18 protein-coding genes are annotated in these 19,095 nt (G+C 63.5%); 8 read left to right on the forward strand and 10 right to left on the reverse strand.

Annotated elements, in window-relative coordinates; all coding sequences use genetic code 11:
• Positions 1 to 11: 11 nt before the first annotated feature.
• The 7 genes from G8O24_RS07495 to G8O24_RS07525 form a co-directional block, all read right to left on the reverse strand.
• Entirely contained in the window at positions 12 to 1,229 is a 1,218-nt protein-coding gene (locus G8O24_RS07495; RefSeq protein ID WP_188097958.1) for an NAD(P)/FAD-dependent oxidoreductase, read from the reverse strand.
• A 10-nt stretch (positions 1,230 to 1,239) separates the two neighbouring features.
• A complete protein-coding gene (locus G8O24_RS07500) occupies positions 1,240 to 1,668 on the reverse strand; it encodes a globin family protein (RefSeq protein ID WP_188097960.1) in 429 nt (142 codons plus the stop codon).
• Positions 1,669 to 1,790: 122 nt separating this feature from the next.
• Complete coding sequence (locus tag G8O24_RS07505) at positions 1,791 to 3,194, reverse strand: MFS transporter (protein ID WP_188097962.1); 1,404 nt, start codon at positions 3,192 to 3,194, stop codon at positions 1,791 to 1,793.
• A gap of 318 nt (positions 3,195 to 3,512) precedes the next feature.
• Positions 3,513 to 4,307 (reverse strand): ABC transporter ATP-binding protein, encoded by a 795-nt coding sequence (locus G8O24_RS07510; protein ID WP_188097964.1) that lies wholly within the window; start codon positions 4,305 to 4,307, stop codon positions 3,513 to 3,515.
• A 13-nt stretch (positions 4,308 to 4,320) separates the two neighbouring features.
• Complete coding sequence (ntrB, locus tag G8O24_RS07515) at positions 4,321 to 5,217, reverse strand: nitrate ABC transporter permease (RefSeq protein WP_188097966.1); 897 nt, start codon at positions 5,215 to 5,217, stop codon at positions 4,321 to 4,323.
• A gap of 53 nt (positions 5,218 to 5,270) precedes the next feature.
• Complete coding sequence (locus G8O24_RS07520) at positions 5,271 to 6,587, reverse strand: CmpA/NrtA family ABC transporter substrate-binding protein (protein WP_188097968.1); 1,317 nt, start codon at positions 6,585 to 6,587, stop codon at positions 5,271 to 5,273.
• Between the two features lie 345 nt (positions 6,588 to 6,932).
• Positions 6,933 to 7,850 (reverse strand): intradiol ring-cleavage dioxygenase, encoded by a 918-nt coding sequence (locus G8O24_RS07525; RefSeq protein WP_188097969.1) that lies wholly within the window; start codon positions 7,848 to 7,850, stop codon positions 6,933 to 6,935.
• 162 nt (positions 7,851 to 8,012) lie between these two features.
• Between G8O24_RS07525 and G8O24_RS07530 the strand changes: the two genes are divergently transcribed.
• Positions 8,013 to 9,287 carry a serine hydrolase domain-containing protein gene (locus tag G8O24_RS07530; protein ID WP_188097971.1) on the forward strand — a complete coding sequence of 425 codons (1,275 nt, stop codon included), beginning with the start codon at positions 8,013 to 8,015 and terminating at the stop codon, positions 9,285 to 9,287.
• A 152-nt stretch (positions 9,288 to 9,439) separates the two neighbouring features.
• On the opposite strand, the gene G8O24_RS07535 is transcribed toward G8O24_RS07530, so the two are convergent.
• On the reverse strand, positions 9,440 to 9,673 hold the full coding sequence (locus G8O24_RS07535; RefSeq protein ID WP_188097972.1) for a hypothetical protein: 234 nt from the start codon (positions 9,671 to 9,673) through the stop codon (positions 9,440 to 9,442).
• Positions 9,674 to 10,105: 432 nt separating this feature from the next.
• On the opposite strand from G8O24_RS07535, the gene G8O24_RS07540 reads away from it, so the two are divergent.
• Both G8O24_RS07540 and G8O24_RS07545 read left to right on the forward strand, forming a co-directional pair.
• Positions 10,106 to 11,563, forward strand: a complete 1,458-nt coding sequence (locus G8O24_RS07540) for a sensor histidine kinase (RefSeq protein WP_188098029.1) — start codon at positions 10,106 to 10,108, stop codon at positions 11,561 to 11,563.
• Between the two features lie 204 nt (positions 11,564 to 11,767).
• Positions 11,768 to 12,859 (forward strand): amidohydrolase family protein, encoded by a 1,092-nt coding sequence (locus tag G8O24_RS07545; protein WP_188097974.1) that lies wholly within the window; start codon positions 11,768 to 11,770, stop codon positions 12,857 to 12,859.
• An 11-nt stretch (positions 12,860 to 12,870) separates the two neighbouring features.
• Here G8O24_RS07545 and G8O24_RS07550 read toward each other — a convergent pair whose 3' ends face one another.
• Entirely contained in the window at positions 12,871 to 13,602 is a 732-nt protein-coding gene (locus G8O24_RS07550; protein ID WP_188097976.1) for a cytochrome c biogenesis CcdA family protein, read from the reverse strand.
• Positions 13,603 to 13,808: 206 nt separating this feature from the next.
• Positions 13,809 to 14,075 carry a hypothetical protein gene (locus G8O24_RS07555; protein WP_188097978.1) on the reverse strand — a complete coding sequence of 89 codons (267 nt, stop codon included), beginning with the start codon at positions 14,073 to 14,075 and terminating at the stop codon, positions 13,809 to 13,811.
• Positions 14,076 to 14,547: 472 nt separating this feature from the next.
• Between G8O24_RS07555 and G8O24_RS07560 the strand changes: the two genes are divergently transcribed.
• From G8O24_RS07560 to G8O24_RS07580, 5 genes are all read left to right on the forward strand, one after another.
• Positions 14,548 to 15,597 (forward strand): LysR family transcriptional regulator, encoded by a 1,050-nt coding sequence (locus G8O24_RS07560; RefSeq protein WP_188097980.1) that lies wholly within the window; start codon positions 14,548 to 14,550, stop codon positions 15,595 to 15,597.
• Between the two features lie 29 nt (positions 15,598 to 15,626).
• On the forward strand, positions 15,627 to 15,998 hold the full coding sequence (locus tag G8O24_RS07565; protein WP_020608151.1) for a helix-turn-helix domain-containing protein: 372 nt from the start codon (positions 15,627 to 15,629) through the stop codon (positions 15,996 to 15,998).
• Between the two features lie 358 nt (positions 15,999 to 16,356).
• Positions 16,357 to 17,745, forward strand: coding sequence for a L,D-transpeptidase family protein (locus tag G8O24_RS07570; protein ID WP_244645773.1), 1,389 nt, complete (start codon positions 16,357 to 16,359; stop codon positions 17,743 to 17,745).
• A gap of 109 nt (positions 17,746 to 17,854) precedes the next feature.
• Entirely contained in the window at positions 17,855 to 18,670 is an 816-nt protein-coding gene (locus G8O24_RS07575) for an enoyl-CoA hydratase (protein WP_188097982.1), read from the forward strand.
• A 113-nt stretch (positions 18,671 to 18,783) separates the two neighbouring features.
• Positions 18,784 to 19,068 (forward strand): hypothetical protein, encoded by a 285-nt coding sequence (locus G8O24_RS07580; protein ID WP_188097984.1) that lies wholly within the window; start codon positions 18,784 to 18,786, stop codon positions 19,066 to 19,068.
• Positions 19,069 to 19,095: the final 27 nt, after the last annotated feature.

The following is a 19,095-nucleotide window of genomic DNA, read 5'->3' on the forward strand; positions in this document are numbered from 1 at the left end:
GAACTGCCTTGTCACGCCGCCTTGGAAGGATGCGCCAGCGTGCGACCGAACATCATGTCGGTGCGGATCGCCGCGACCTTCTCGCGATTGCGGATCAGCTCCAGATACCAGAGCGCATCGATGGTATCGCCGATCAGCACGGCTCCGGTGAGCCGGCCGTCCGCGATCACGAGCTTCTTGTAGGTGCCGCGCCTGCGATCGGTGAGAACGATGCTCTCGCTGCCGTCTCCGCCCATGAAGTCGCCGGCCGAAAACACGCTGACGCCGGAGACCTTCAGATTGGTCGAGACCACACTGCCCGGATAGGCGGCGGGCCGGCCGGCCAGATGACGCGCGAGCACCCGCGCCTGCTCGTAGGCGGGCTCGACCAACCCGTAGCAGGTGCCGCGATGCTCGGCGCATTCGCCGAGCGCGTAAATGTCCGGTGAGGCGGTCTGCATCACGTCGTTGACGACGATGCCGCGGTTGACCGCAATGCCGGCTTCCTTGGCCAGCGCGACGTTGGGCCTGATGCCGGCGGCGAAGATCACGGCTTCAGCCGCGATACGGCTGCCATCGGCAAGCTCCACCGCTTCGACATGGCGTGCGCCATGGATGCGGACCGTCGATGCATTGAGCATGATGCGGATGCCCTTGCGTTCGACCAGCGTCTTGAGCAGGTCGGCCGCGGGCGCATCGAGCTGGCGCTCCATCAGCCGGTCCATCAGATGCAGCAGCGTCACCGGCGCGCCGGCCTTCGCCAGGCCATAGGCCGCCTCCAGCCCGAGCAGGCCGCCGCCGACCACGACGACTCGCTTCCTGGCGGCTGCGAGCGTCAGCAACAGGTCGACATCTCGGGTGTCGCGAAAGGTGTGCACGCCGGCAAGATCGGCGCCGGGTATGTTGAGCCGCAGCGGCGTCGATCCGGTGGCGAGCACGAGCTTGGAATATTCCATGCTTTCTTCACCCTCGATCTTGAGCTCGCGGCGGCCGGTGTCGATCTCGGTCACGCGATAGCCGTAGCGCACGGTGACGCCGCGATCGCGCCACCAATCCGCCGGGCGGAGCTCGATCTCGTGCGAGCCGGTCTCGCCGGCCAGCACGGATGAGAGCAGCACGCGGTTGTAAGCGAGCCGCGGCTCCTCGCCGATCACGGCGACCGCATAGCGGCCGAGCGCGGTCTTGGCGAGCTCGTCGACCAGACGAGCTGCCGCCATACCGTTGCCGACGATGACGAGCGGTTCACTCACAAGACATCTCCTATTCGGCGGCCTGCGGCTGTGCGCCATAGGCCTCGGAAATCATGTAGCCGGAAAGCACGCCATAGGCGTCGGTCCAGGCGGCGGCGAGTTCAGGCGTCCAGGCCTCGCCGAGGCCCTTCTCCAGGGTCCACAGCAAGGTCGCGCCGACCACGGGATAGTGTTCGGCCTTGGCGCCGTAGGCGACGTGGCGCTTGGCCAGCGCCGACGCCGCGGGAAGAATCGTCTCGAGATTCGACAGGCCACTGACGACGGCGGCGAGCATGCCCATCAGCTTCTTGCGCTGCTCGGTCATGTCCTCGGGAAACATCGCGCGCACGGACGGGGCCACTTCGAACAAGCGGTCGTAGAACAGCTGGGAAGCTGCCTCTGAAATCGGCGCGACCTTGGAAAAGCTCTGCTGCACGAGGGCGATCTGCTCAGGCGTCATGATGGTCTCCTGTCTGTTTCGGTCTGCCTTTGTCCGCGCCGTTGCGGAAAAAGTTCATGGTTCAAACGACATCAGAGAGTCTTCTCCCCGCGTGCGGGGAGAAGCGAGATTCGTACCAAATGTCAGACCCGCGCCTCGGCAAGGCTTGGCGCGCCTTCGCCTTGCGGGCTGCGACGCAGGTAGAACCACCAGGTCAAAGCCAGGCACGAGGCGTAGAAGCCGAGATAGATCGCGAGCGCGAGCTGCGGACCGCCGGTCAGGGCGATCGACTTGCCGAAGCCGCTCGGGATCAGGTAGCCGCCGACGGCACCGACCGCGCCGATGAAACCGACCGCCGCGCCGCTCTCGATGCTGGCTGTCTTCAAGGCAGCCGCGCGCTCGGCATCGCCCTTGCCGCGCACCTTGAACAGGTTCTGCTCGCGGAAGATCGAGGGGATCATGCGGTAGGTCGAGCCATTGCCGATGCCGGTGGTGACGAACAGGATCAGGAACATCGACAGGAAGCCGATGAAGTCCTTGTGCCCGACGAAATAGAGCACGCCGACCGTCGCCGCCGTCATCGCGATGAAATTCCAGAAGGTGAGGATCGAGCCGCCGATCCTGTCGGCGAGCAGGCCGCCGAGCGGCCGCGACAACGAACCGACCAGTGGCCCGAGGAACGCGATACCGATCGTCACCGCCGGAAACTGCGTCTTGAGCAACAGCGGAAACGCGGCCGAATAGCCGATGAAGGATCCGAACGTGCCGATATAGAGGTACGCCATGATCCAGGTGTGCTTGCGCTTGACGATCGCGAGCTGGTTCTTCACCGACGACTTCGCTGAGGTGAGATTGTTCATGAAGAACACCGCACCGAACACCGCGATCGCGATCGGCAGCACCCACATCAGTCCGGCATTTTGCAGGAAGATGCCGTCGACCGGCGTCGCCTGGAACAGATTGATGACGGCCAACGTCATCAGGATCGGGGTCAGCAGCTGCACGCTGGAAACGCCGATATTGCCGCCGGCCGCGTTGAGGCCGAGCGCCCAGCCCTTCATCCGGTCGGGGAAGAAGAAGGAGATATTGGTCATGCTGGAGGCGAAATTGCCGCCGCCGAGACCGGCGGTCGAAGCCACCAGCAGCATCAGCCAGAACGGCGTCTCGGGCTGGCTGACGAAATAGGCCAGCGACAGCGTCGGGACGAACAGGATCGCCGCGCTGAAAATGGTCCAGTTGCGGCCGCCGAACGTCGTCACCGCAAAGGTGTAGGGAAAGCGCATCAGGGCGCCGATCAGGCCGGGCACCGCGACGAGCTGAAACAGCTGGTCGGTCGAGTAGTGGAAGCCTGCCTGCGGCAGCTTGGTGGTGACGATGCTCCAGATCAGCCAGACCGAAAAGCCGATGTGCTCGGCCACGATCGACCAGATCAGGTTGCGCCTTGCGATGGTCTTGCCCGTCGCATTCCAGAACGCCTCGTCCTCGGGGCGCCAGTCTGAAATCCAGGTCGGACTTGAAGCCGGATGTCGCGTCGAATTCGTCGTCATTGAATATCCCTTCCAGACTCACCGCTGCGTCGTTGCAGGCTCAGCCTCCACGCAAGGAGGCACGCTCCGAGGCAAGGCCCCGGTGGCGAGATCACGATGCTGATTGATGATGTTGAGGGACGTCGTCGTTGGCGTCGGACAAAGTAATTCAACTTCCGTGCCAACTGCTCGCACCAGGGAAATACAGGGAAATTCAGCGACTTATTCGAATTGCCCGAAATATTTGCAGGGCCATTTCGCACGCAAATCTTGCGATTCGCTCAATCCCTGTGCGGCGCACAAGGATTGAGCTTGATGATTCAAAATTAGGCGCAGGGTTTACGCCGCTTCGACAAAGCGGTGGCGCTCGTAGAGGAACTCGAGCACGCGCTGCCGACACTTCAAATACGTCGCGTTGGTCGCGAGCTCGAGGCGCTTGCGCGGCCGGGCGAGCGGCACCTCCAGCACCTCGCCGATGCGCGCGCTTGGCCCGTTGGTCATCATGACGATGCGATCGGAGAGCAGCACGGCTTCGTCGACGTCGTGGGTGATCATCAGAATCGTGTTGCCGAGCTTCTGATGCAGCGCCATCACGGAATCCTGGAGATGGGCGCGGGTCAATGCGTCGAGCGCACCGAAAGGCTCGTCCAGCAACAGCACCTTCGGCTCCATCGCCAGCGCCCGCGCGATGCCGACGCGTTGCTTCATGCCGCCGGAGATTTCGGATGGACGTTTGTCCCTGGCATGGGCCATCTGCACCAGGTTGAGATTGTGCATCACCCAGGCGTCGCGCTCGGCTTTGGACTTGGTCCTGGCAAAGACCTTGTCGACGCCGAGCTTGACGTTCTCGTAGACGGTGAGCCACGGCAGCAGGCTGTGGTTCTGGAACACCACCGCGCGATCGGGCCCCGGCGCATTGACCTCGCGGTTCTCCAGCAGCACGCCGCCGGTGGTGGCGCCCGTCAGGCCGGCGATGATGTTCAGCAGGGTCGACTTGCCGCAGCCGGAATGGCCGATGATCGAGACGTATTCGCCCTTCTCGATCGTCAGGTTGATGTCCTTCAGCACCTCGGTGGTCGCAGCACCGCGGGTGAAGATCTTGTCGATGTGATCGAGCTTCAGATAGGCGGTCATGTGCCCTTCTCCCTCAGTTCTGCGCGGTGCCGCGGGTGACGACCTTGCCGAGGCCCGCGATCAGACGGTCGAGCACGAAGCCGACGATGCCGACATAGAACAGCGCCAGAATGATCTCGCTGATATGCGAGGAATTCCAGGCGTCCCAGATGAAGAAGCCGATGCCGACGCCGCCGATCAGCATTTCGGCTGCAATGATGGCGAGCCACGACAGGCCGATGCCGATGCGAAGCCCGGTGAAGATGTAAGGCGCCGCCGCCGGGATCATGATCTTGGCGAAAAATTCCAGCGGATTGAGCTGCACAACCGCGGCGACGTTGCGATAGTCCTGCGGAATGTTGCGGATACCGACCGCGGTATTGATGATGATCGGCCAGATCGAGGTGATGAAGATGACGAAGATCGCGCTAGGCTGGCCGTCGCGGAAGGCGGCGAGCGAGAGCGGCAGCCAGGCCAGCGGTGGAATGGTCCGCAGCACCTGGAACAACGGATCGAGCCCGCGCATCGCCCAGACCGACTGCCCGACCAGCACGCCGAGCGCGATGCCGGCAATCGCCGAGAGCGAGTAGCCGAGCGCAACGCGCTGGAGGCTGGCGGACAGATGCCAGAACAGGCCCTTGTCGATGCCGCCATGGTCGAAGAACGGATCGAAGATCAGTTCCTTGGTGTCCTTGAACACCTTTGACGGCGGCGGCAGCGCGGAGCCTGCGCGGCGGCAGACCAGCTCCCACACCAGCGCAAGCAATGCGATCACGACCAGGGGCGGAATGACGCGCACCGCGGTCTCCTTCGCCATCCGCGCATAGGCCTCGGCGCGCGGCGGGCGCCTCGGTGTCATCGCAACGACAGGCGCGGCGACGGATGCAGGCGCCGCGGTCTCGACCTCGATCTTGGTGGCAGGCATGTTCATCGCATTCTCCGGCTTCAAAGGATGCGGCCGCCCGAAGGCGGCCGCGGGCTCCATCAGACTTCGACGCGCTTGATCGCGAGCGACTTCAGATAGGCAGCCGGATTTTCGGGATCGAACACCTTGCCGTCGAAGAAGGTCTCCTTGCCGCGCGAGGTGGAAGCCGGGATGTCGGCGCTCGCGACGCCGAGCGTCTTGGCCGCATCCTTCCAGAGGTCCTCGCGATTGACCTTGGCGATGAGTGCCTTGGTGTCGAAGCCGGGCTCGTACTTGCCCCAGCGAATGTCCTCGGTAAGGAACCAGAGGTCGTGGCTCTGGAACGGATAGGAGGCCTGGTCCTTCCAGAACCGCATTTGTTGCGGCGAGTTCTCGACGACGCGGCCGGTGCCGTAGTCGAACTTGCCCTTCATACGGTCGGTGACATCCTCGACCGGGCAGTTGATCCACTGCCGCTTGGCGCAGATCACCGCGGCTTCCTCGCGGTTCTCGGCCTTCTCGGCCCATTGCTGGGCTTCCATCACCGCCATCAGCAGCGCCTTCGCCGCCTTTGGATATTTGTCGACCCAGGCCGCGCGCATGCCGAATGATTTTTCGGGATGCTTGTCCCAGAGCTCGCCGGTGGTGATCGCGGTGTAGCCGATCTCCTGATGAATGAGCTGCAGGTTCCACGGCTCGCAGACGCAGAAGCAGTCCATGGTGCCAACCTTCATGTTGGCGACCATCTGCGGCGGCGGCACCACGATGGTTTCGATGTCCTTGTCCGGATCGATGCCGCCGGCGGCGAGCCAGTAGCGGATCCACAGATCATGCGTGCCGCCGGGGAAGGTCATCGCGGCCTTCACCGCCTTGCCGCTGGCCTTCTTCTTCTCCAGCGCCGCCTTGAAGGGCGCGGTGTCGATGCCGACCTTGAGATCGGCATATTCCTTGGCGACCGAGATGCACTGACCGTTCAGGTTCAACCGCGCCAGGATGTACATCGGCGTCGGCTGGTTGTTCTGCGTCACCTTGCCGGCCGAGATCAGATACGGCATCGGGGTGAGGATGTGCGCGCCGTCGATGCCGTTGCCTTCGGAGCCAAGCACGAGGTTGTCGCGCGTGGTGCCCCAGGAGGCCTGCTTCTGCACCTCGACGTCGGGCATGCCGTATTTGGCGAAGATGCCCTTCTCCTTGGCGACGAACAGCGGGGTCGCGTCGGTCAGCGCGATGAAGCCGAGCTTGGCGCCCTTGACCTCGGGGCCTGCGTCCTGCGCGAAGGCGCCGGCGGGGAAGTTCAGCTTGGCGGCGGCGAGAAGAGCGGCGGTCGAGCCGGTAGCCTTCAACAATTGGCGGCGGCTGAGCCCATTATCCGAGGGCCGGCGGGTGCGCTTGGTCATGGATCGTGTCGTCCTTTGCATCGTTGCGGATTGATGGCGTCAGTGCACACGAGCAGCCCGTCCGTCCGTAACGCCAAAAAAGCGCATGCGAACGCGCGACGGGGGAGACCCCCGTCTTGGTGGCGTCGGCATTTCGGATGAGAAGTCTCGCGGGACGGCTTCAATGGCGTCGGCTTGAACGATTCAAGCTTCATGCCAAGCCAAAGGGACGTAAAAAATTCGTTGAATCAATAAGTTGCACGCTCCGAGCCGGATTGTCGCAGCACGCCGCGCGCACGCCAAATTTGCGATTCGCTCAAATCTTGTGCGCCGCACACAAAGTAGGCAGACGCGATTCACGCCTTATCAGGCCGGCTCCGCCGCCTTCGTCCCCAGCGGCTTGGGCGCAATGCCGCCGCCGGGCTTGAGGTGGAATTCGTAGGTCATCAGGTGCCAGGGCCCGTTCGCCTTGGCACCGTCGGGCATCACAGGGTCGTTGCGGGGCTCGACCTTGGCGACGAGGTCGTCCTTGACCCCGAACACCACGTCGGAATCGAGATATTTGTCGCCGCCGATGAAGACATGCGTGATCAGCGGCTCGTAGCCCTTCGCGTTGACGAGGAAGTGCACATGCGCCGGCCGCATCGGATGGCGCTTGGTCTGCACGATCATTTCGCCGACCGGCCCGTCGGTCGGGATCGGATAGCTGCACGGCAGGATGGTGCGGAAGAAGAAGCGGCCATCGCCGTCGGTGACGAAGCGCGCCCGCGCCGAGGCGCCGACCTCGTCATAATTCGCCTTCTGTGAATCGTAGAAGCCGTCATCGTCGGCATGCCAGACGTCGACAGGGACGTTCGCCAGCGGCTTGCCCTTGAGATCGGTGACGCGGCTCTGCACGAACATCCGCTCGCCGGTGAGATTGTTCGGCGAGATGTCGGTGCCGTGGGCGGTGACCTTGTGCTCACCGACATAGAACGGGCCGAGCACGGTGGTCTCCGTCGCGCCGTCGCGGTCGCGATGGTTCACCGCGTCGACCAGCATGGAGACGCCGAGCACGTCGGAGAGCAGGATGAACTCCTGTCGGGTGTCGGTGCATTTCTGGCCGGTGCGGGTCAGGAAATCGATGGCGTATTCCCATTCCTCGAAGGTGAGACCGGTCTTGCTCACGTAATCGTGCAGCGACTTCACCAATTCCTGCAGGAGGAATTTCGCCCGCGGGTTTGGCGTGCTGTCGAAGCTCTTGACGACGGCCTCGGTGAGTTCGGTCTCGTTGAACTGGGTCATGGTGCGTTTGCCTTGATTTTTCTCGTTGGCCCGGCGGGGCTCCTTGGAGGCGTTCCGGATCAAAGCCTACACCATCAGGCGACCTCGCGTTAAGCGCGACGCGCTTGGAATGAGGCCGTCATTTCGGCTATCAACGCCTTCAGAACAGTGCCGGAGGAACCAATGCTCGCCCCTACCCCCGCCTCGCCCGAATCCGTGGGCATGTCCAAGGCCGCGCTCGACCGCGTCGATGCCCATCTGAGGGCCCGGTACATCGATGCCGGCCGTTTTCCGGGAACGCACCTGCTCGTCTATCGCCGCGGCAAGGTCGCCCACAGCTCGGTGCAGGGCCTTGCCGATGTCGAGCGCAAGGTGCCGGTCAAGGACGACACCATCTACCGCATCTATTCCATGACCAAGCCGCTCACCAGCGTCGCCTTCATGATGCTGGTCGAGGAGGGCCTGGTCGCGATCGACGAGCCGGTCGCAAAGTATATTCCGGAATGGAAGAATCTCGGCGTGTTCGTCGCGGGCACCTCGCCCAATTTCCTGACCCGGCCCCCGGCCCGGCCGATGCTGATCGTCGACCTGCTGCGCCACACCTCGGGACTGACTTACGGCTTCCAGCAGCGCTCCAATGTCGATGCCGCCTATCGCGCCGAGAAGATCGGCGAGGTCGAGAAAGCAGGTACGCTCCAGACCATGATCGAGGGCCTTGCAAAAATCCCGCTTGAGTTTTCGCCGGGCGAGTCATGGAACTACTCGGTCGCGACCGACGTGATCGGCTATCTCGTCGGCAAGATCTCGGGCATGCCGTTCGAGCAGTTCCTCAAGACCCGCATTCTCGATCCACTCGGCATGACCGACACCGATTTTTACGTGCCGGCGTCGAAGGCGCATCGCTTTGCGGCGTGCTACTCGGCCGATCCCGGTGGCGGCATGACCTTCCATGCCGGCCAGCGCCGCGAGGGCCTGACGCTCCAGGACGACCCGGCGACGAGTTCGTTCCTGTCGCCGCCGTCTTTCATCTCGGGTGGCGGCGGGCTGTGCTCGACGATGGCCGACTATCTCACCTTCTGCCGCGCGCTCCTCAACGGCGGCGAGCTTGGTGGTGTCAGACTGATCGGGCCGAAGACGCTGGCGCTGATGACCAGCAATCACATTCCGGGCGGACAGGCGCTGCCGGAAGTGTCGCGCTCGCTGTTTTCGGAGGCCGCCTATAACGGCATCGGCTTCGGCCTCGGCTTTGCGGTGACGATGCGCCCCGCCGAGACGCTGATCGCGGGCAGCCCCGGCGAATATAATTGGGGCGGAGCGGCAACGACCTCGTTCTGGATCGATCCGGCCGAAGAGCTGATCACGATCTTCATGACGCAGGTGCTGCCGTCGAGCGCCTACCCGCTGCGCCGCGAGCTGCGCAGCATGGTTTATGCGGCGATCACCGAGAGCAATCTCTGACGCTCCCGGCATTTGTTGTGACGGGCTCCGCACAGCGTTGCGGAGCCCGTTGCTTTTGGTTCAGTGGAAGTGGCCGATCAGGTAAACGCCGCCGCCAATCACCAGCACGGCCGGCACGGCCCATAAAATCAGGACGGGCATTGTCATCCTCCTCAGTTTGACGTGCAGACCTTGACGGTCTTCATGCCGCTCTCAGCCTCGGTGCGCGATTTGTAGATCGTGCCGGAGGGACTGACGACGGTCATGGACGTGTCGGTCGGCTTCTTGTCGACGATGGTGCACTTCTTCGTCTTGACGTCCTGCACGACATAGAACTCGTCGGCCGCGAACGCCGGCAGTGAAAACGCAGCCACCATCAGGGCTGCGGTTGCGATCCTCAGCTTCATTCTCTCCTCCTCCAATTGCCGGACGTTGCGCCCGGTCGATTCGAGAACGGGAAAAAGTAGCAATTTGTTCCTTATCAGCCGGAACGGCGCCTGCAGCGAGATGTTGATGGAGCAGCCTCGGAGATCAACACATGAGATCGCATCGGGAAGCCCGGATCGCCGGGCTCAGTCTGGCGGCCGTATATGCCGTCTGCCTGGTGCTCACCGCCATCAGCATGAGCTGACGCGACGTATCCGCACTGGCGTCGGCGACTGCGCCGCAAAAATCCCGATCTGGCCCGCTCGCCCGATGCGAAAATCGTGGCGCCGTGCAATTCCTGCCCGTATGGTTCTGCAAAACCATAATCCGGCGCCCAGGCGCTGGAACCGGGATGCCCGCGTTTGTCAAAGCTCTCCCTGCCGGTCCGGCTCGCTCTCCTGGTCACGGGAACGATGTTGCCGCTGATCGTGTTCGCGGTTGGCATCGCTTTCTACAATTACAAGCAGGCCCGCAGCGATGCGACCCGGCGTGTGCTGGAGAATGTGCGCAGCATGCGCCTCGTGCTGGATTCCGAGGTGCAGCGGATGACCGGCGGCCTGCAGGTGCTGGCGCTGACGAATTCGCTGCGCAACGACGACTTCGTCAGTTTTCGCCGCATCGCGCTCGGCTTTCTCGAGCAATACGGCAGAGGCGGTCTGTTGCTGATCTCCGACAGCAAGGGCCGGATCCTGTTTTCCTCCGCGACAGAGGATATTGCGAGCCTGCCGCCGCGCGGCAACATGGCGATTGTCGACAAGATATTCGCGGCCAAGGCGCCGCAATATTCCGACCTGTTTCAGGGCGTCTATAACCGTCGGCAGGTTCTCACCGTCGAGGTTCCAGTCTTTCGCGACGGCGCCGTGGTCTATGACCTCTGCTTTAGCCCGCCGGTCGGCATCTTCCAGGACCTCGTCGAGAAGCAACGGCCGGACAATGAATGGACGGTTTCGCTGCTCGATGCCACGGGCACCGTGTTCGCGCGCGTGCCCAATCCGGACGAAACCTTCGGCAAGCGCGCCTCGCCCTCGCTCTACACGGAAATGTTTCGCAGCGACGAGGCTGCGCTTTCGTCGGTCTCGCTCGACGGCGTTCCCCTCGCATCCGCCTATATGCGATCGCATCTGACCGGCTGGACGGTCGCCGCCGGCGTTCCGGAAAGCTCGCTGATCGCCCCGCTCTGGCGCAACGTCGCGGTCACCAGCCTGATCGGCGGCGTGCTGCTGCTGATCGGCCTGACTTTTGCGGTTCGGATGGCCACCACGATTGCGCGCGGCGAGATGCTGCATAGTCTTTTGATCGAGGAGCTCAATCACCGCGTCAAAAACACGCTGGCGCTGATGCAAGCGATCGCAGTGCAGACCTTTCGCAGCGCCAGCCGCGACGAGCGGAGCAAGTTCGAGGGACGGCTCGGCGCACTCGCAGAAGCGCACAATCTGCTCAGCCAGGAGAAGTGGGCGGGCTCGGAGCTCAGGGACGTGATCGCGCGCGCGCTCCGCCCCTTCCTGCTTGCAAATCCCGATCGCATCCAGATGACCGGGCCCGCGGTGCCGCTGTCGCCGCGGCTTGCGGTCGTGCTGTCGATGATCGTGCACGAGATCGCGACCAACGCGGCGAAATACGGCGCGCTGTCCAACGAGTCCGGCCGGGTGACGCTGGAATGGGATGTCATCGCCGACACGCCGAAGCCGCGGCTCCGGCTGATCTGGACCGAGATCGGCGGCCCGCTGGTGACGGCACCGGTTCAGCGCGGCTTCGGCTCGCGCCTGATCGAACGCAGCGCGCGTGATCAGCTCGGCGGCGAAGCCACGGTGGACTTCCTGCCAAAGGGTGTGGTCTGCACGGTGACCTGCGCACTCGACGAAACGCGGTGAACGATCGATACCGGCGACAAAGCTCCCTCCATCTTTCGGGGCAAAGCTCTCGCAGCCCTTCACCTGTTCGTGCGCCTGCTACTGGTTCACATAAAATTGCTGGCGCCGCGCGACCGGCCAGGTGCGGATACGACGCAACGACGATAGAACGGTGCGATCCAACGGATCATCGATCTGAACCAGCGATCGCAGGTGAATTTCAGCATGAACACGCGGGATCGAAAATCGCCGATACATCGCGGCTGCAGCTGCTGCGATTTGCATTGGTCGCGACGCGGCTTTCTCGCAAGGCTAGGCGCAGTCGGCCTGACCTCGACCTTCGCGTCCACGGCGGCATTCGCACAAACCAGGCCGGCGCTGATTGACACCCATCTTCACTTCTATCCGCCGGAATATCAAAAGCTCTGGCTAGGCTACGAGGACGCGCGCAAGCAGCCACACTTCCCCGGCCAGGTCGCATGGACCCGTGAGAAGCTGGTCGACGACATGGACAGCAACGGCGTCCGCACCGGCATCCTCTCGATCGCCTCCACCCCCGGCGTGTGGTTCGACCTTGGGGCAGCGGAAGCCGGCCGGCTCGCGCGGACCTGCAACGACTATGCAGCGGATATGATGCGCGACCACCCCGGCCGCTTCGGCCTGTTCGCGACCTTGTCGATGCTGGACATCGATGCGACGCTGAAGGAAATAGAGTATGCGATCGACACGCTGAAGGCCGACGGGATCGGATTGCAGACGAGCTATGGCGACAAATGGCTCGGCAATGCCGCCTACAGGCCCGTGCTGGAAGAGCTCAATCGCCGCAAGGCGGTCGTCTATGTCCATCCGCTGGTCGCGAACTGTTGCAGCGCTCTCAGCGTCGGCACGTTTCCGGCGGTGATCGAAGTCCCGCACGACACCACGCGCACGGTGACAAGCCTGCTGCTCAGCGGCTCGTTTGCCCGCTATCGCGACATCAAATGGCTGTTCTCGCATGCCGGCGGCACGATCCCGATGATGGCCGGCCGGATCAATTCGTTCTACGGGGCGCGGCCCGACCTGAAGGAATTTGCGCCGGAGGGAATCGAAGGCGAGCTACGCCGGCTTCATTATGACACCGCGAATGCGACATTCGCGCCGTCCATGGCGGCGCTACTCAAACTCGTCCCGGCCTCGCAGATCACCTACGGCACCGACTATCCGTATTTCGGCTTTGGCCAGTTCACACAAATGCAGAAGCTTGGCCTCTCGGCGGAAGATCTCGATGCCATCGGTCATGAGAACGCGACGCGCCTGATTCCGCGGTTACGAGCCTAGTTGCGGATGATCTAGCCGATCGTCTGCAGCGACGGAAACGTCTCCAGCAGCCAGATGCTCACATTGGAGACCGCGCCGGTGAGGAAGCCGATGCCGGTGATGACCATCAACACGCCCATGGCGCGCTCGACATTGACGAGGTGCCCCTTCATGCGCGCGAACAGTGTCGAGAACTGCTCGATCATCAGGGCGGCGATCAGGAAGGGAATGCCGAGGCCCGCCGAATAGATGGCGAGCAGGCCCGCCCCCTTGGTGACCGTCGCTTCCGCCGCGGCGATCGACAGGATCGCGGCGAGGATCGGACCGATGCAGGGCGTCCAGCCGAACGCGAAGGCGAGCCCCATGATGTAGGCGCCCCAGAGTCCGACAGGCTTCGGGATCGGCAGCCGACCCTCGCGCATCAAGATGCCGATGCGCGTCAGTCCGAGGAAGTGCAGGCCCATCACGATGATGACGATGCCGGCGAGGATCGACAATTCCGCCGACCAGGTGCGGATCAGCCCGCCGATCAGCGAGGCGCTGGCGCCGAGCGCCACGAACACCGTGGAGAAGCCAAGCACGAACAGCAGCGCCGCCATCATGATCGCGCGCTTGGAGGCCGTGTCGGGCTCGCCGCTCTCGACATGCTCGATCGTGGCGCCCGTCAGGTAGATCAGATAAGGCGGAACCAGCGGCAGGACGCAGGGGGAGAGGAAACTGACGAGGCCGGCAATCAGCGCCGCCGGGATTGAAACATTTTGCATGATGCAATCGAAGCCATCTCAGGCTCCATGCGGCGCGCGGAGACTGCGCGTGGACCGGAGCCAAACCGGCTCTGGTGTAGCCGATGGCTGAGAATGCGCAACAGAGGCGCGATCAAACCAGGGCTCCTCCCGATGCCGTCTGTGATCACAGATGCGGCACCGGGACGCGCACAAATCTCGCCAAAAAGCGAGATTCGGCGGCGCGGCTACTTCACCACGCGGAGCAGCGGACGCCGGGGCTGGTCCTGCGTCTGCTTGGAGGGGGACGGCGGCTCGCTGGCAGCGCTCCGCAGCATTTCGTCGCACAGCGCCTTGAGATCGGCACTGTCAATTCCTTTGAGCTTCATCCTGACATCGAGGATGACGATCGAGAGCAACTCGGCCGACTCGCGGCTGTTGCTCTCGTTGAGAACCTTGCGGCACTCTTCGAGTGTCTCGAGCACCGACTGCAACTGTTCTTCTGAATGCGACACCGGCGTTCTTTCCGTTAGTTCGGCCTGCGAGACGTGCTTGGAACAATCCCCTCGGCCCCCAAAGAGAAACGAGGATAGCACGGGGAATCCGCGCCTTCGAAGACGATTCCAATGTGTTTCTGCATCGAAGGCCCGGTTCCAGGCGGCATCGCCGCGCGGCGCAAATCGAAATGGTCATGGCTGAAACGCTTGAGCCGGCGCGACAGGTCCATCCCACGGGAGCGCGCGACATTTCGCACGCCGTGCTCCGGTCCAAATGGACCCGGCAATCCCGCAGCCGTTTTAGGGCTCACAACGGAACGCACGCCTACCCCTCTTCCGGGCAAAAAACTAACCCGATTCCCAACCCCAAGCACACCCCAATACCACATCGGGCGCGGTAAGTATGACGTTCAAAACTCACCGATCCCCAACCCGTCGTGGTTGTGGTTTGCGTTAGATTCTGCCAGTTTAGCGGCCCGAAGGGACTTGTATGCACTCCTTGGCGGAAAGGGGCGTTCCGCTGGAGGAACGCCCAAAGACAAACATCAGCGGCCTCTCGGACTGGGATGCGGCCCGCATATTCCTGGAAGTCGTCCGCTGCGGAAGTTTCCGCTCGGCGGCCGAACGGCTGTCGCTGTCGATCAACGCCGTCCGCCGCCGAATCGATGACTTCGAGCGCCAGACCGGCACCACTCTGTTCACGCGCGACGTCCACGGCACCCATCTGACCGATGAAGGCGCGCTGGTGGTCTCCGCCGTCGAGCGCATGGAAGCGGCCGCCTTCGACGTGCTGCGCACCAGCGATTCGACGGCCAATGCCCTCACCGGCGAGGTTCGCGTCGCCGTCACCGAAGGACTGGGTACGTTCTGGCTCGCCCCGCGACTGGTCGAATTCCAGCAGGCCTATCCCAATATCCTGGTCGATCTGCACTGCGCGATGCGCTCGGCCGACGTCAGCAGGCACGAGGCCGACGTCGCCATCCACCTGTCGCGGCCTTCGGCGCTCGACGTCAAGCTGGTGCGGCTCGGCCGCATGCACCTGATGTTCTGGGCCTCCAGGGGCTACGTCGAGAAACATGGCGCGCCGCGCTCGGCGACGGAATTGATCAAGCACCGCCTGGTGCTGCAATTCGCCGATCAGATCGCCGCCAAGGAAACCTTTGAGAGCTTCTTCCCGGGCGTCCCGGAACGTGACCTTCTGGTCATGAAGACCAACGTCTCGAGCGCCAATTACTGGGCGGTCGCCAATGGCGCCGGCATCGGCGTATTCCCGAGCTATGCCATCGCGCTTGGCGGGAAGTTGATTCCACTGGAGGTCGAGTTGAACCGACCGCTGGATATCTGGTTGTCCTACCATCCAGGTAGTGGCCGGATTCCCCGCGTGCGGCACATGATTGACTGGCTGATCGAGGCTTTCAATCCGGCTCGCTTCCCGTGGTTTAAGGAAGAGTTCGTGCATCCGCATGAATTCAAGGACTCGTATATGGGCGAACCCCTGACCCAGCTCTTCGGGGGATTTTCAACCGAAGAACAAAGGTGAAAACAGAGATGAAAGCAGCGGCGAAGAGAATGAAGCAGCGCAGTGCCGGCAAGCCGGACATTGAGCTTGGCAAGCGGATCCGTCTGCGGCGTGTCGAGATGAAGATCTCGCAGGCCGAGCTCGGCGAAAAGCTGGGCGTCAGCTTCCAGCAGGTCCAGAAATACGAGAAGGGCGTCAATCGCGTCGGCGCGGCTCGGCTTCAGCAGATCGCCTCCGCCCTCGACGTGCCCGTGACCTTCTTCTATGACGGCGACAACAAGGCCCGCGAAGTCGAAAGCCTCCTGTTCCTGGACTCGGCTTTCAGCCTCCGCCTGCTGCGCGCCTACAGCAAGATCAAGGACCAGACGGTGCAGCGTCAGCTCGTTTCGCTGATGGAATCGATCGCAGCGAACGAGAGCTGAGCCGGTCGAGGCTCCGGCCTCCACGGCCGACGTTCAATCCGCCGCGTCACGGGGGCGCGGCCGGATTGCACGAACCCCGATGGATTCGGTTCTGGCCTGCGCGTGTCCGCGCACGGCCTTGGATTTTGGGGGCGGCCTGGCCGCCCCTATTTCTTTGCATTTTGTCGGCGTCCGGCTGCCATCGATCGCAGTTTTTGCGAACCCGTCTCACCCCTGCTGCGACCCAATCGAGAGCCCCGGCGCAAAGCATGCGCCGGGGCTCGATGTGCCGCGCTTAATGGGACCGCAACCCTGATGCCCTAGCTTGCCGCCGATTTCAGCGAATCGGCGCGTGCGGCATGGGCGGCGGGACGTGCCGATGCGAGCGCCCGTTGCGGGCCTCGTCCTGATGGGGAAGACCAGACAGATGTCGAAACGCCATGCCGTGATCATTGCCGTCGGCCTCCTTGCCAGCACCTCCGTGCTCGCGCAGACCGAGACCACGGGCCAGGCCGGCCCCAAGGCCGGCACCTCATCCGGCACGGTGCCGGCGGCCAACCCGGCGCACGCCGCCCCCAAAGCCGCGGCAGCACCAGCCTCGACCGCCGAGAGCCGCTCCGCCGCAGCGCTCGCCCTGACCCATGAGCCGACCTATGACGAGGGCACCGCACAGCGGATCAAGGACGCGGCGCTGAGCTATTCGGACCTGGCGGTGCGCGGCGGCTGGCCGACAATCCCGGCGGACGCCAAGTTCGCACTCGGCGTTCAGGGCGCCAATGACGACCTTCTGCGCAAGCGGCTGATCCTCTCCGGCGACCTCGCCGCCGACAGAGCGAGCGGCGCGTTCGATCAGGATCTCGCCGACGCCGTGAAGCGCTTTCAGGCCCGCCACGGCCTTGCGCCCACGGGCACCATGACGCCGCGCACCCTCGCCGCGATGAACGTCTCGGTGCAGAAGCGCATCCGCCAGCTCGAGGCCTCGCTCGAGCGGCTCGAGAACAACAATTTCAGCTTCGGCCAGCGCTATGTCGTGGTCAACATTCCCGCCGCCTTCGCCGAGGCGGTCGAGAACGACGTCGTGGTACGGCGCTATCGCGTCATCGTCGGCAAGACCGAGAAGCCGTCGCCGACGCTGACGGCGCAGATCACCGGCGTCGTGCTCAACCCGACCTGGACGGTGCCCTCCTCGATCGCCAAGACCGAGATCTCCGCGCACATGCGCAAGGATCCGACCTATCTGTCGCGCATGCACATGGAGGTGCTCGACGCCCACGACAATCCGATCGACCCGCATTCGGTCGACTGGTCGGGCACGCATACGCCGAACTTCACCGTGCGGCAGCAGAACGGCGCCTTCAATGCGCTTGGCGCGGTGAAGATCGACATGCCGAATTCCTATTCGGTCTACATGCACGACACCAACCAGCGCAATCTGTTCAGCGACGACTACCGCTTCGATTCCCACGGCTGCTCCCGCGTCGACAATGTGCGCGATCTTGCCGCCTGGCTGCTGAAGGACCAGCCGAAATGGACGCGCGCGGCGATCGACGCCGAAATCGCCACCGGGCAGCATCAGGAGGTCGCCATGGCCAGGAAAGTGCCGGTGGCGTGGATCTATCTCACCGCGTGGATGACCAAGGACCAGACCATCCAGTTCCGCAACGACGTCTATAACCAGGACGAGCAGCTGCTTGAAGCGACTGCCGAGGAGGCGGCCTTCTTCAGCAATGCCGGCAATCATCCGTTGACCGCGCATATGGCGCAGTAGGCATGCAATCGCGGCACGGACGGTTGCAGAGTCGCCTCCCCTGCCGCGGTTGACCCGGGCCTCGGACTGACATCACATTGCGCCTCGCCAGATGACAAGCGAGCGCGCGATGCCTGACCTGTCTCAAGAGACTCCCTACGCCGACGGCAAGATCCTCATGCAGGTCACTGACGACGTCGGCGTGATCACCTTCAACAATCCCGACAAGCGCAATGCGATGTCGCTGGAAATGTGGGAGGGATTTGGCGAGGCATTGACCGTCTTGCGCGACGACGAGGCCGTGCGCGTCGTGATCCTGCGCGGTGCCGGCGGCAAGGCCTTCGTCTCGGGCGCCGACATCAGCCAGTTCGAAAAGACCAGGCACAATGCCGCGGCGTCCGAAGAATACGGCAAGCGCAGCGCTGCCCAGCGCGCGCTGCTCGCGGCCTACCCGAAGCCGACGATCGCCTGCATCGAGGGTTTTTGCCTCGGCGGCGGCATGCAGGTCGCCATGCTCGCCGATATCAGGCTCGCCGCGCAGGGCAGCCAGTTCGGCATTCCGGCGGCGAAGCTCGGCATCGCCTATGGCTATGACGGACTGAAGCATCTCGTGTCGCTGGTCGGCCCGTCCTGGGCGCGGCTGTTGATGTACACGGGCATGCGCATCGACGCGGCGGAAGCGCTGCGCATCGGCCTCGTCGAGCGCGTGTTTCCGATCAACGAGCTGTGGGGCGAGACGATGGCGATCGCACAGACCATTTCCGAAAACGCGCCGCTCGCGATCAAGGCCGCCAAGATCACCATCGCAGAAGTGCTCAGGGACGAAAGTGCCCGCGACATGAACGCGATCAAGACGATCGGCACCGCCTGCATGGACAGCGCCGACTTCCGCGAGGGCCGGCAGGCCTTCATGGAGAAGCGCAAGCCGAAGTTTAGTGGAAAGTGACGGCCTGAAGCTGAACCTTCATTCACGAAGATTAAATTCCTCGCGTCCTTGCAGCGCGCTAGCAACCAATTGATCTGCTGCAAGTTCTCCCGCCACCAAAGAGGGAGATCGCGATGAAACTCAAATTGGCTGTTCTTGGTCTGGCTACGCTCGGCAGCGTCGCGCTGGCGTCGGGACAAGCGCTCGCGGCGATGCCGAACGGCATTCCGCAGGCCGATCAGCTCGCAAGCGGTCCAGCCGCGCATGTCGACCAGGTGCGGATGGTCTGCAACGCCTGGGGCCGCTGCTGGTGGCGTCCGAACTATTATGGCGCCTACGGCTATTACGGCGGGCCACGGCGGTTCTACGGTTACGGCCCCGGTTGGGGCTGGGGCCATCGCCATTGGCACCGCTGGTGAACGACGAAGGGGCTGCAAGGCCCCTTT

Origin of the sequence: Bradyrhizobium campsiandrae (genome assembly GCF_014529705.1) — a bacterium.
GTDB classification, from domain to species: Bacteria; Pseudomonadota; Alphaproteobacteria; order Rhizobiales; family Xanthobacteraceae; genus Bradyrhizobium; species Bradyrhizobium campsiandrae.